Source organism: Actinoplanes lutulentus, from assembly GCF_003259845.1.
GTDB classification, from domain to species: domain Bacteria; phylum Actinomycetota; class Actinomycetes; order Mycobacteriales; family Micromonosporaceae; genus Actinoplanes; species Actinoplanes lutulentus.
Window position 1 is genome coordinate 63,314 of sequence record NZ_QLMJ01000017.1, and the last position, 12,885, is coordinate 76,198.

At 69.9% G+C, this 12,885-nt stretch carries 9 protein-coding genes; 5 read left to right on the forward strand and 4 right to left on the reverse strand.

Features of this window, described 5'->3' with window-relative positions:
- Positions 1-15: 15 nt before the first annotated feature.
- Positions 16-474, reverse strand: a complete 459-nt coding sequence (locus B0I29_RS31245) for a carboxymuconolactone decarboxylase family protein (RefSeq protein ID WP_245972859.1) — start codon at positions 472-474, stop codon at positions 16-18.
- Positions 471-935: a MerR family transcriptional regulator gene (locus B0I29_RS31250; protein ID WP_111652895.1), complete on the reverse strand. Its 465-nt coding sequence runs from the start codon at positions 933-935 to the stop codon at positions 471-473. Before B0I29_RS31250 ends, B0I29_RS31245 begins: the two co-directional genes overlap by 4 nt.
- A 143-nt stretch (positions 936-1,078) precedes the next feature.
- Between B0I29_RS31250 and B0I29_RS31255 the strand changes: the two genes are divergently transcribed.
- Both B0I29_RS31255 and B0I29_RS31260 read left to right on the forward strand, forming a co-directional pair.
- Positions 1,079-2,410, forward strand: coding sequence for a hypothetical protein (locus tag B0I29_RS31255; protein ID WP_146616938.1), 1,332 nt, complete (start codon positions 1,079-1,081; stop codon positions 2,408-2,410).
- Positions 2,411-2,476: 66 nt separating this feature from the next.
- The gene (locus tag B0I29_RS31260) at positions 2,477-3,154 is read left to right on the forward strand and encodes a hypothetical protein (RefSeq protein ID WP_111652718.1); all 678 of its coding nucleotides are present in this window, start codon (positions 2,477-2,479) and stop codon (positions 3,152-3,154) included.
- Between the two features lie 51 nt (positions 3,155-3,205).
- On the opposite strand, the gene B0I29_RS31265 is transcribed toward B0I29_RS31260, so the two are convergent.
- Complete coding sequence (locus tag B0I29_RS31265) at positions 3,206-5,578, reverse strand: carboxypeptidase regulatory-like domain-containing protein (RefSeq protein ID WP_111652719.1); 2,373 nt, start codon at positions 5,576-5,578, stop codon at positions 3,206-3,208.
- Between the two features lie 534 nt (positions 5,579-6,112).
- Positions 6,113-6,577 (reverse strand): MarR family winged helix-turn-helix transcriptional regulator, encoded by a 465-nt coding sequence (locus B0I29_RS31275; protein ID WP_111652721.1) that lies wholly within the window; start codon positions 6,575-6,577, stop codon positions 6,113-6,115.
- A gap of 80 nt (positions 6,578-6,657) precedes the next feature.
- Between B0I29_RS31275 and B0I29_RS31280 the strand changes: the two genes are divergently transcribed.
- From B0I29_RS31280 to B0I29_RS46360, 3 genes are read left to right on the forward strand one after another with little or no spacing between them, the layout of a single operon-like run.
- Positions 6,658-8,391: an FAD-binding oxidoreductase gene (locus B0I29_RS31280; RefSeq protein WP_220091453.1), complete on the forward strand. Its 1,734-nt coding sequence runs from the start codon at positions 6,658-6,660 to the stop codon at positions 8,389-8,391.
- Positions 8,391-9,278, forward strand: coding sequence for an LLM class flavin-dependent oxidoreductase (locus tag B0I29_RS31285; protein ID WP_111652722.1), 888 nt, complete (start codon positions 8,391-8,393; stop codon positions 9,276-9,278). Before B0I29_RS31280 ends, B0I29_RS31285 begins: the two co-directional genes overlap by 1 nt.
- 51 nt (positions 9,279-9,329) lie before the next feature.
- Positions 9,330-12,857 carry a glycoside hydrolase family 9 protein gene (locus B0I29_RS46360; protein WP_220091454.1) on the forward strand — a complete coding sequence of 1,176 codons (3,528 nt, stop codon included), beginning with the start codon at positions 9,330-9,332 and terminating at the stop codon, positions 12,855-12,857.
- Positions 12,858-12,885: the final 28 nt, after the last annotated feature.

A 12,885-nucleotide genomic window follows, 5' to 3' on the forward strand; every position in this document is an offset into this window, starting at 1 on the left:
GGCAGCCGCCGGGGTTCAGGGGGCCTGAGTCGTGTGCACTCCGCGGTTCTCGAAGACCTCTTTCGCGGCGAAGGTCGCGTTCAATGCTCGCGGGAATCCCGCGTAGACGGCGGCGTGCAGCATCGCCTCGACGATCTCGTCCGGGCTCAGCCCGACGTTGAGTGCCGCGCCCACGTGCACCTTGAGCTGGGGTTCGCAGCCGCCGAGGGCGGTGAGCACGCCGATGGTCACCAGCTGCCGGGACCGGGGGTCGAGGCCTGGCCGGTCGTAGATGTCGCCGAACGCGAACGCCGCGACGTGATGACCCAGAGCCGGCGAGACGTCGGCCAGCGAGTTGATCACCGAGGTGCCTGCGTCGCCGTCGATGCGGGCGAGGACGTCAAGGCCGTGCCGGCGCCGGTCCAGGTTGTCGGTGCTGGTGACGTCGTGCTGTGCGCTGTTCATGGCTGGGCTGCTGATGGCTGGTTCGCTCATGGTTGGGTTGCTCCCCCGTACGTTGCGATCTTGTATTCGGTGGCCGCCAAGGCCAGTTGCAGCTGCGCGATCTGCGCCCGCAGCGTGTCGCGATGCTCCAGCATCAGGTCGAGGCGATCCGGGATGGTGACGTCGCCACGGTCCACGAGCTCGATGTACTGCCGCAGGTCACTGATCGGCATCCCCGAGGTCCGCATCCGGGTCAGGAACACCAGCCGCCGCACGGCCGCCGCATCGTACGCACGGTGCCCGGCCGGATTGCGGGGAACGGTGACCAGACCGATGCGCTCGTAGTACCGCAGCGTGTGCGGGCTCACGCCGACGCGCTGGGCCGCCGTGGCGATGTCCCACCGCAGGGAGTCGTCGTCGGCGACCAGGTCACGCAGGCCGTCGACCGAGACACCACCCGGTGGGTCGACGGCGAGCCGCAAAGCCTGAGCCAGTTGCTCGTTCGCGTTCATGGCCCGACGGTAGATCTTCGAGCGCGCTCGAACACAAACCCGGATCGCCTCTTCCTCACCGGCCGCCTTCGGAAAAGTGTCGTAGCCGGTCCGTATGATCGCCATCGCTCGATATGAGCGAGGTTCACACGGGGAGGATCCACATGAGAATGGCTCGGCTCGTCATGGCCGTGCTGGCAGCGCTGACGGTCTTCGCGGTCCCGGCGGCGGCACAGGCCGCTTCCGGCCCGGAAATCCAGTACGCAACCAGCGAATACGAGGGAAACACCGGCGTCCTGCTCGTCGGCATCCGGTCCGTCGACGGAGTGTCCGCGGTGCACGCCGACGTCAAGGACGGCACCGGCAACGTCATCGCCTCCAGCGACTCGTTCTGGCGCTACCGCGGTGAGCAGGAGGACGAGACCCAGGTCTGGGCAACCCAGGAACCGTTCATCCTGCCTCAGATGGGTTACTACCCCGTCGACGTCGAGGTGACCGACACCAACGGTGTCACCACCAGCGTGACGGACGCCGGGCAGCTGGCCTACGTGGTCGTGACGTTCATCGACTCGGTCACGGTCAAGCCGGCCACGGCGACCTATGAGAAGCGGTCGGTCAGCGTGACCGGTGTGCTGAAAGGCCGTCAGCCCGGCACCATGGAGATCCGGCGGGTGGCAGACGCACCCGTCTCCCTGTTGAGCAACGACTGGCAGGAAACGACCACCGGCGCTGACGGCAGGTTCACCGCCGCGGTGCCGATCGTCGACGGCGACCGCAACATCGCCATCAACTACTCGTACGACCAGGCCCACCCCTACAACATGTCGTCGTCCTACGACACGCCGGTCGTCACGATCAAACCGCGCGCGACCAAGGTGACCGCGACGGTCTCGGCCAAGAAGGTGAAGGCCGGCGAGCCGATCACCGTCTCCGGGACGGCCACGTGGAACACGCCGGACGGCTGGGTGCCGGTCTCCACCGGCCAGGTCAACCTGCTCGCGTGCGACACCCAGGACAGCTGCGACTACCTCGACGGCGCGCCGGTCGCCGCCGACGGTACCTACACGCTGACCGCGACGCCGTACCAGAGCACGACGGTACGCGTCTCCTACTCCGCACCGGCACGGCCGGACGGCTACCCGGACCCGTACGTGGCCCGCAGCCAGCGCGACGTGACAGTCGTCGTGCTCCAGCCGTCGTCGGTATCGGACTTCACCGCCTCCCGCGAGGCGAGCGGTGCGGTGCACCTGCATGGTCACGTCCAGTTCCCGGGAAGCCTGACGCCGGGGACCATTCCGGTCGAGTTCCAGTTCTCCGAGACCGGCACCGGTGACTGGCTGGCCATCGGCGACGACGACCAGTCGTACTGGGACGGCACCGGCTACGAATTCGAGAGCCGGCTGACCGAGAGCCGATCCGGCTGGTGGCGCGCACGGTACCCGGGCGACCCGGCCAGTTTCCAGGCCGCGGTGAGCAAGAAGATCTTCGTACCGTGACCGGTGCGGTCCCGGGCGGCGTTCTTGCCGCCTGGGCCCGTCGGGCACGGGAGGCATGATCAGGTCATGGCTTTCGCTCTTCAGGATCCGTTGTTCTGGGCTCGCTATACCTTCGCTCATGAGGGCGAAGCAGGCTTTGAGCGGCTCGGCGGTTTAGCCGAGCAACTCGACGACGGCTTCGGTGACATCGGGGACGACGACGAGGACTTTGAGGGTGTCGAGGTCGCGTTCGACGTCGGCGGCGGATGCCGTCTGGTGCTTGATGTCTGCCTCGAACTCGACCACCACGAGCTCGGGATCCTGCTTCCGGGTATGCGCGAGCCCGCCCAACTCGGCTGGGACGATTTAGCGCAGTGGCATCCCCACGTGCTGCGTTGGTGCGAGTTGGCGTCGATCTGTCAGGCCGTGGACCGCGAACGCCATCCCGGCCCAGCACTCGCCCTGCTGTGCCGGTTCGCTGCGGTCTTCGACGACGACGACGTGGATGGGGCCGTCGCCACGGTCGAGGCCGCCTACAGTTCCCTGCGTCCGGCGGGATGGACCGGGTACTGGCCCACTGCCGCCGACTGGCTGGCTCGCGCCGACCTTCGAGGGCAGAACGTCACCTGGTACGCCAACGAGGCCGGCCACCGATGGGCCCGGCAGTCAGGTGACAACAATGCCGACTTCTACAGCATCCGACAGGGCAGTGACAAATTCCCCCACGAGGAGCTGCGTGTTCTGCTGAACGAGACCCGGCATTGATCGCACCCAATGCCAAGGTTGGCGACAACGATCGCATACTCAGGTTCGCGGCTACCGCAGAACCAGATCGGCCCTGCGCGAACCGTACGCTGGGATGTTGACCCTGGTTGCGGACCCGAAGTCGGTGGCGTTGTCGTGCCACCCCTCGGTCCAGGGCACGCTGTCGCCATAGAAGCTCCAGGAGATTCTCACCCGCTGGCCGCCGATCAGCGGCATCGAGTAACCGCCGCCGTCATCGGCGCTGCTGCTGTCGAAGCTCGCCATCTCATCGCCGGTGACGGCGTTCTTCGCGTGGATCCGCCAGGTCGCCCGCGGCGCGGACGGCACGGTGACTGTGCCCCTCAGCCTCGCCGGGATCGCCGTACGGAAGTTGTAGGTCGTATTGCCGCCCGCGACGACCGGCACGAGTTTCGCCTGGAAGCGGTTGCCCTGATGGCCGGACCATTCGCGGGGGTGGCCCGCCGAGCTGAAGAGCAGCGGCCAGCCGTACGGACCGAGTTTGTTGATGCGATAGCGGCCCTGCGCGTCGGTCTCGGTGCTCCAGCTGGTAACGCCGCCGGTCTCCGCCGAGTACGCCACCTCCGCACCGGGCAGCGGTTTGCCGGTCGCGTCGGAGACCACGCCGGTGATCGTGCCGGGCGGGTCGAGCAGCACCTTGGGCGCCGTGACGGTCCGCCCGGCCTTGACCACGATCCGGGCGGCGGCCCGCTGGTCGCCGGTGCCGCTCCGGCTGCCCACCCACTGGTGCCCGTAACCGGTCGGGGCAATGGCGAACAGCTCGTACGTCCCGGCTGCGATCGCCTGGGTGATCGACTTTCCGGCCGCGTCGCTGCAGGCGCCGTAGGAGTCGCCCAGAGAGCCGTCGCCGATCTGTTTGAGGAGGAAACACGTGTCGCGCACGGCCGCGCCGGTGGCCCGGGCGATCGTCGTGATCGCCACGGTGCCGCCCTGCGTGAGCGGCACGGTGACGGTCGTGGTCTTGCCCGGTACGAGCCGCACACGCCGGTGGTACTCCGGGAGGTAGTTGCTGCCGCCGGCCGGGGAGACCGACACCGGGAACTCGCCGGCGGGCTGGTTCTCGACGGTGACCTGGCTGCTGTCGCTGCATCCGCGGCCGTCGCGCGGGGCGAAGACCCACACGCAGATGTTCTTCACGGGAGCGCCGGTGGCGGCGTCCACCGCCTTGACCACCAGGGTCGCGCCCGGCACCCACGTGTCGTCGACGGTCACCGAGGCGCCCGGCGCCACCGTGATCAGGTCGGCGCCGGCCGGGCTGCCCTGCCCGTACGCGTACTGCTCGCGCTGGTAATCCGGCGAGATGAACGCGACGCGGTAGTCACCCGGGTAGACACCGGACAGCCTCCACCGGCCGTCGTCGCCGGTCGTCGTGTAAGTGGGGCTGCCGCTGCCGGCGAGCTCGACCATGACGTGGTAACCGGCCAACGGACTGCTGCCGTCGGTGCCGGCCAGCCGGCCGCTCATCGTCGCGACCTCCAACAGCCGGTCGTCGATGGTGGTGAGCCGGCCGGCCACGATCGTGAACCGCTGGGCCCGCTCGCGGACGGTGGCGCCGGGAACGTACTGCCGGGCGCCGCCGTTCACCGAGAACGACACCGTGTAGTCCGTGCCGGGCAGTACCTCGCCGAAGGAGTAGCTGCCGTCGTCAGCGGTGAACGCGGATCCCACCGGCATGTCGTCACGGCTCAGGCTCACGTATGCCCCGGTCAGCGGCGCCCCGGCCGCGTCGGTGATCCGCCCGCCGGCGGTACCCGTCGCCAGCTTTTGCTCGTCGAGCGAGGTGGTCCGGCCGGCCGTGACCGTCACCGCCTTGGCGTCGGTGTCGCTGGTCTGCCGGACGGCCCACTGCTCGCTGCTGCCCCAGCGGAAGGAGACCTTGTAGCTGCCCGGCAACGCCTCGACACTCCACGCGCCTGCCGCGTCGGTCGACACGCTCTGGCGGCTTGACACCCCCGGATCGTTGCCCACCACGGTCACCTCGGCCTGGGCGCCGGCCCCGGACGCCTCGGCGAAACGCCCCTGGAGCGTGCCGGTGGCCAGCTGCCGCTCGTCGACAGTGAGCGTGCCACCCTCGGCGAGGCTATGCAGGGCGGCAGCTTCGGAGTGACGCGCGCCGGGCGCCCACTGCACGCGTCCCTGGTCGTCGAACTGCAGCCGCACGCCGCCGGCGGTCACCTCGTCCAGCCGGTAACGGCCGGCCGCGTCGGTGACCGTACTGGTGAGCCATTCCTGGTCGGCCGACCAGGCGACCACGCCGGCATTGGCGATCGGCGCATCAGCAGCGGACGTGAAGGTGCCCTGGATCGTGCCCCCGCCGGCGGCCGACGCGGGCGCGCTGAGCGCTGCCGCGGCAAGCAGCCCGGCGGCGATGGCTGATCCGGCGCGAACCAGGCGCGAGCGGCCCATGATTCCCCCGATAGAAGTCCTACGGTTACGAAGTTCTCAAAGCACAACGGATCTGCGGGGGCTCCCCGGGCACGGCGCTGCGTCAGGCCGAAATCTACCGGCGGACCACCCTCGGTCGCCGACGTTCGGCCGAACGTCGTTGCCCCACCGGACCGTCCGGCCGATTCATCAGACCTTTCCGGATCCTAGGCTCAGGGCCTTTGATCGAGAGCTGGAGAGGGTGCATGGCTGACGCCTTCGACATAGTGCGCGGCGCCCAAAGGACCTACGCCTGCGTGCCCGTCACGCCGATCTGGTGCGGCCCGTCAAACGTCAGAGTCAGCGAGCTGTGATAGGCGACTGAGTTGCCGTGGGTTCGCGGCTGATCGGGAGGCTCGATGCCACCTGTCCAGACCTTCACCGCCCGGTAGGCGAACCCGTCTTGGGTCGCGGCTTCGGCACGGAATGAAACCTGCTGCCCCGGGGCCAACTCCCGATGAGAGCGCGCAGTAAACGCGCTGACCCGGCGCTTCTCTCCTGCGGAGGCGCCGGATCTCAGGGGGTCAGCGCTTCCTCGACCATCGCGCACGTCTCCGGTGTGTGGACCGCTCCGGCTCCGGCCGCCGTGAACAACAGGCGGCGGAAGACCGCCCGCTCCGCCTCGCTCAGGGCTCCCAGGGCCACATCCTCCGCCGTCGTCACCTTCTCGCAGAGCGCCGCGAGCACGTCCCGCCCATGGTCGGTGGCCACGATGCGCCGCTGGCGGCGGTCGTCCGGGTTCGGGCGGCGCTCGACCAGGCCCGCTGACACCAAGTCGTCGATCAGGTAGGTCATCGCCGTGCGGTCGATGCCGAGCCGCGCCGCCAGCGCTGCCTGGCTGGGCTGACGCTCGCGCACGACCTCGCACATCGTCTGGTATCCGCGGGCGCCGTGCGGCAGCGCGCCGAGAACCGGGCCGACCGCGTTCGCGTACGACCGCAGCAGGATGCCCAGCGCTGCCCCGAGGTCCTGTTCGCTCACCCGGCCATACTATCGCTTTGCAATACCGTCTTGTCGAGATATCGTCTGCTGGACAGACGATATCTGATCCGGAGGATCACGTGGCGGACGAATGGGGCATCGAGCTGAGCCTGGCCGAGCCCGGAACACTGGCGGCGCTGGCCGAGCGGGCCGAGGCCGGCGGCCTGGACGTCGTGGTTCTCAAAGACGAGGACAACGGGCTCGATCCGTGGACCACGGCAGCCTGGCTGGCCGGCCGCACCGAGAGCATCCAGATCGCCATACCCCGCGAAACCGGCGAGACCCACAAAAAAGTCAGCCCGGCCATGGCCGAGAAAGCCCTCGACAGCCTCGCCCTCCTGGCCGGCACCCGCCTGATCACCACCGCACTCGACGCGGAGATCGCTCCCGCGACGACGCTCGACGACGTCGACCGGCTGATCGAGAAGGCCGGCGACCGCGACCGTTCACGACGGCCCGCAGCGGTACGCGCCCTGCGCCGCGACGGCATCGACTACGACGACATCCCCGCGTCGCTCCGGAAGACAGCGATCGAACCCGGTGACCCCGGTTACCGCGGTGTCCGCTCGACCTACTTGCGTGGCGGCTCCCCCGGCCTGGTGCTGCGCCCGGCAAACCCCGCCGAGGTCGCCGACGCCCTGTCCTTCGCGCGCCGGCACCGGCACGTGCCGCTCGGCATACGCAGTGCCGGCCACGGTGTCAGCGGCCGCTCCACCAACGACGGCGGCCTGGTCATCGACGTCAGTGCGATGAACGAGATCACGGTCCTCGACGAACACCAGCGGCTGGTACGCATCGGCCCCGGCGCCACCTGGAAACAGGTTGCCGCCGCCCTGGACGAGCACGGCTGGGCGCTCGGCTCCGGCGACTACGGCGGCGTCGGTGTCGGCGGGCTGGCCACCGCCGGCGGCATCGGCCTGCTGTCGCGCCAGCACGGGCTCACCATCGACCGCCTGCGGGCCGTCGAGCTCACCACCGCCGACGGCACCCACGTGCGGGCCAGCGCGCAGGAGAACCCGGACCTGTTCTGGGCGGTCCGCGGCGCGGGCGCGAACTTCGGGGTGGCGACCGCCTTCGAGTTCGAGGTCGAAGAAACAGACAAGGTCGGCTGGGCGCAGCTGGTGCTGGTCAGCCCGGACATCGAGCAGACCCTCGTCGAATTCGGTGAGGTGGCCCGCGCCGCCGACCGGGACACCACGGTCTTCCTGGTCACCGGCCCGCCCCGGCAGGGCCAGTCGGTCGTCCAGCTCTACGGCCTGGTCGACAACCCGGACCCGGAGATCGTGGTGGAGCGGCTCACGCCGTTCGCCCAGACCGGCCTGCTCGCCCAGCAGCAGGTGGTGCTGACTTCGTACGCCCAGGTCATGGCCGAGGCCGCCGACGTGGGTCCGAACGGTCACCACGGCCGGGGTGAGCCGGTGACCCGGTCAGCGTTCCTGCCGGTGCTGACGCCGGAGTTCGCGCAAGACGCGGCCCGGCTACTGCGTACCGGACAGGTCTACTTCTTCCAGCTGCGGCACATGGGCGGCGCGATCGCCGACACCCCGGCCGGCGAGACGGCGTTCACGCACCGCACCCCGGAATTCCAGGTCACCGCGATGGGCGGCGACCGGGCCGCGCTGAACAACGCCTGGGACCGCCTCGCCCACCACTTCGACGGGCTGTACCTCAGTTTCGAGACCGACACCCGGCCGGAACGGCTGACCGACGCGTTCCCGCCGCCGGTGCTGGAGCGGCTGCGCGGCCTGAAGAACGACTACGACCCGACCAACCTGTTCCGCGACAATTTCAATGTAAAACCAAGGGAAATCTGATGACCGACTACGGGCACGACCTGCTCTTCGGCTCCTTCGTGACACCCGGCGCGCAAGACCCGCGCAAAGCCGTCGACCTCGCTATCACCGCCGACAAGGCCGGCCTCGACCTGGTCACCTTCCAGGACCACCCCTACCAACCGGGATTCCTGGACACCTGGACCCTGCTGTCCTACGCCGCCGCGCGTACCCAAAGAATTCGGTTGAGCGGGAACGTCCTGAGCCTTCCGCTGCGGCCGCCGGCCGTGCTCGCCCGCGCCGCCGCGTCGCTGGACGTGCTCAGCGGCGGGCGCATCGAGCTCGGACTCGGCGCCGGCGCGTTCTGGGACGGCATCGCCGCGATGGGCGGGCGACGACTCTCGCCAGGTCAGGGAGTTGACGCGCTCGCCGAAGGGATCGGGATCATCCGCGACCTCTGGGATGTGGACGCGCGCGGGCGGGTCGACCACGACGGCGAGTACTACACGGTGAAGGGCGCGAAACGCGGACCGCGGCCGGCGCACGACATCGGCATCTGGATCGGCGCCTACAAGAAGCGGATGCTGGCGCTGACCGGCGCGCTCGGCGACGGATGGCTGCCGTCGATGGACTACCTCCCGAAGGGCCCGGACTCGCTGCCGGAGATGAACGCCCGCATCGACGAGGCCGCCACCGAGGCGGGCCGCCAGCCGTCCGACGTCCGCCGGTTGATGAACTTCATGCGCGCCGGCGAAGACAGCGATCAGTGGGCGGAGTACCTCGCCGGTCTCGCCCTCGACCACGGCATCTCGGCGTTCATCGTCGGCGGCGACGACCACGCGACCACCGAACGCCTCGCCGCCGAGGTCGCCCCCGCGGTCCGCGAGCTCGTCGCCCGCGAGCGCGGCAGAACGGCACCCGCCACATAGGACAACTTTGATACCGTGCGGCCATCCCGAGCAATCGATGGATGGACATGCATGAGATCTTTAAAGGCGCTCGTTGCCATGCTGCTCGCCGCCGGCGGCCTCGCCGTCACCGGAACACCCGCCAGCGCGGCCGTGACCTCGTACATCCGCCTGAATCAGGTCGGTTACCCGGCTGATCAGCCGAAGGTCGCGTACCTGCTGGGCACGTCCGCGCAGGCCGGGGCCGCGTTCACGGTCGTCGCCGCGGGCGGCGGGACGGCGGGCAGCGGCACGGTCGGTGCGAGTCGTGGCGGCTGGAACACCGGTTACACCGGCGTGCTGCCGATCGACTTCTCCACCGTGACCACCCCGGGCCGCTACACGATCCGGATCACCGGCGTCACCGAGTCGCCAACCTTCGAGATCAAACCCAAGGCCGATCTGTACGCACCAGTGGCCGGCACCATGACCCAGTTCTTCCAGACCCAGCGTGACGGCGCGAACGTGATCCCCGGGCTGCTGGGCCGTCAGCCGTCGCACCTCGCCGACGCCTCCGCGACGGTTTACCAGGTGCCCGCGTACGCCGGCACCGAGCCCTGGGACGACACCATCGCCGGAACGCTGACGCCGATCAGCGGTGTCGCACCGGTCGACGTGGCCGGCGGCTGGTTCGACGCCGGCGACTACCTGAAGTTCACCCACACCACGGCGTACGCGGCCGGTGCCCTGCTGGTCGCCCAGCGCTCCGGCAGCGCCGACACCGCCCGCGCCGCCGAGATCGAGCACGCGGTCAGCTGGCTCGACAAGATGTGGGACGAGGACACCGGCGTCCTGTACGCCCAGGTCGGCATCGGTGGCGGCAACGAGGAGGCCGACTTCATCGGCGACCACTGGGCCTGGCGTGAGCCGCAGGCCGACGACGCCGTGCAGGACACGGCCGGGACCGGCAGCTACTACCTGAAGTACCGCCCGGTGCTGCGCGCCAACGCGCCCGGCGCTCCCCTGAGCCCGAACCTGGCCGGCCGGGTCGCCGCCGCGTTCGCCCTGTCCGCGCAGACCCACGCCACCAGCGACCCGGCCCGGGCGCAGACCGAGCTGGACACGGCCGCCACCATCTACGCGAAAGCGCAGACCACCGGCGTTGGCGAGCTCGTCACGTCGTTCCCGAACGGCTACTACCCGGAGACGGTCTGGCAGGACGACATGGCGTTCGGCGCGACCGAGCTGGCCCTGGCCGCCCGGGCACTCGGTGACAGCCGCGCCGGTACCTGGCTGACCCAGGGCGCGACCTGGGCGAAGGCATACCTGGACGCGGGCGCCCGGGACACCCTGAACCTGTACGACGTCAGCGGCGTCGCCCTGACCGACCTGGTCACCGCGATCACCGCGGCCGGTGCCACCGGGCTCGCCGTCACCGCCGACCAGCTGCTCGCCGATCAGCGCACGCAGCTCGACGCGGCGGTCACCCGAGCCGAGGCGGACCGGTTCCGGGCCGCGGCGGACTACACCAATTTCGACGCCACCTCGCACGCGCTCGGCCTCATCGCGCAGGCCGCACGGTACGACGCGGTGGCCGGCACACCCCGGTACGCGCAGTTCGCTCAGTCGCAGGCCAGCTGGGTGCTCGGCGGGAACCCGTGGGGCGTTTCGCTGATCGTCGGGGTCGGTTCCGCGTACCCGAGATGTCCTCATCATCAAGTCGCGAATCTGCGCGGGAGCAACAACGGCGCCGGCGCGATTCTCGCCGGCGCGGCGGTGAACGGGCCGAACAACGAGGCGGTGTTCACCGATCTTGAGGAGGGTGACACGGCGCCGTGCCCGGCGGACGGCAGTGACGCCTATGCGGCGTTCACCGGCAACAGTGCGCGGTTCATGGACGACGCGGACGCGTGGATGAGCGTGGAGCCGGCGATCGACTTCACGTCAACGGGGCTGCTGGCGTTCGCGCTGCTGGGCGTGGGTGGAACGACGCCTCCTGCCCCGGTGGTGAAGCGGGACACCATCGGCGTGTGGCGGCCTTCGAACGCCACCGCCTATCTGCGCAACGATCTCTCCTCCGGCGCTTCGGACATCCCCGGGTTCGTCGTGGGCGGCTCCGGTGACGTGCCGCTGGCCGGTGACTGGGACGGTGACGGCGTCGACGGCTATGGATACTGGCGGCCGTCGACCCGGCAGTTCTGGCTGCGTAACGCGCTGAGCGCGGGGCTGCCGGACTACTCCTACACGGCGGCGTGGGCGACCACCGCCGACGTCCCGCTGGTCGGTGACTGGAACGGTGACGGCAAGGACACCGTCGCCACCTGGCGGCCGGGTGATCAGACCGTGCGGATCCGCGACAGCCTCACCAGCGGTCCCGCCGAGATCGGCGTGAAGTTCGGCGCCTCCACCGACACCATCCTGGTCGGTGACTGGAACGGTGACGGCACCGACAGCCTCGGCTACTACCGGCCGTCGAGCCGGCTGTTCGCGCTGCGGGAGCAGCTCACCGGGACGGCCTCGCCGGAAATCACCGCGGTGTACGGCAGCACCGGCGACAAGCCGCTGATCGGCGACTGGAACGGCGACGGCAGGGACACCATCGGCGTGTTCCGGCCGACCGGCCACCAGTGGCACCTGCGCGACAGCAACACGCCCGGCAACGCGGATCACTCGTTCAACTACGGCCAGGACACCGACCGGCCACTGGTCGGCGACTGGCTGCCGTCCGCTACCGGGTCGTCGGTGGCCCAGCTGGCCGCGGCGAACGGTTTCTATGCCAACCCGGACTTCCCGGCGACCCAGTGGGTGGCCGCCAACCCGGGTGACTCGCGGGCCGCCGGGATCCGCTCGGCCCTGGCCGGCAAGGCGGGCGCGGCCTGGTTCGGTAACTGGAGCGGCGACATCCGCAGCGCGGTCGGCACCTACGTCAGTGGCGCGGCTGCTGCCGGGCAGGTGCCGATCCTGGTCGCGTACAACGTGCCCGGCCGCGACTGCGGCGGCGAGTCCAGCGGCGGGGCCGGCAGCCCGGCGGCCTACCGCCAGTGGATCACCGAGTTCGCCGCCGGGGTGGCCGGACGTCCCGCCGTCGTGATCATCGAACCGGACGGGGTCGCGCTTGTCGACTGCCTCACCGAGGCCGAACGCACCACCCGGTACGGGTTGATCGCGCACGCCGTGGCCGCGTTCAGCGGCCAGACCTGGGCGTACGTCGACGCCGGCAACTCCAGCTGGGTCGACGGCGACACGATGGCCGCCCGGCTGGTCCAGGCCGGGATCGCCGGGGCGCGCGGGTTCGCGGTGAACGTGTCGAACTTCTTCACCACCGCCGAATCGACGGCCTATGCCGGTGCCGTCAACGCCGGGCTGTCCACGCGCGGACAGGCCGCAAAGCCGTACGTGATCGACACGAGCCGTAACGGCAACGGCGGCACAGCCGGTGACTGGTGCAACCCGGCCGGAGTGAAGCTGGGTACCCCCTCAGGGGTGAGCACCAGCGGTGCGGAATTCCTGCTGTGGATCAAGGTTCCGGGCGACTCGGACGGCGATTGCGGCAGGTTGCGCGGGCTGCCGGCCGGGACGTTCAGCCCTGACCTGGCGACCTGGCTGATTAACGGAACCTGAAGTCAGGAATGGAAGCGGCCGGTGCTGG

What these genes read in the sequence shown, in the direction of transcription:
- B0I29_RS31255 (WP_146616938.1), top strand. Translation starts at nt 1,079, where the DNA reads ATGAGAATGGCTCGGCTCGTCATGGCCGTGCTGGCAGCGCTGACGGTC.
- B0I29_RS46360 (WP_220091454.1), top strand. Translation starts at nt 9,330, where the DNA reads ATGAGATCTTTAAAGGCGCTCGTTGCCATGCTGCTCGCCGCCGGCGGC.
- B0I29_RS31265 (WP_111652719.1), bottom strand. Translation starts at nt 5,578, where the DNA reads ATGGGCCGCTCGCGCCTGGTTCGCGCCGGATCAGCCATCGCCGCCGGG.
- B0I29_RS31260 (WP_111652718.1), top strand. Translation starts at nt 2,477, where the DNA reads ATGGCTTTCGCTCTTCAGGATCCGTTGTTCTGGGCTCGCTATACCTTC.
- B0I29_RS31250 (WP_111652895.1), bottom strand. Translation starts at nt 935, where the DNA reads ATGAACGCGAACGAGCAACTGGCTCAGGCTTTGCGGCTCGCCGTCGAC.
- B0I29_RS31285 (WP_111652722.1), top strand. Translation starts at nt 8,391, where the DNA reads ATGACCGACTACGGGCACGACCTGCTCTTCGGCTCCTTCGTGACACCC.
- B0I29_RS31245 (WP_245972859.1), bottom strand. Translation starts at nt 474, where the DNA reads ATGAGCGAACCAGCCATCAGCAGCCCAGCCATGAACAGCGCACAGCAC.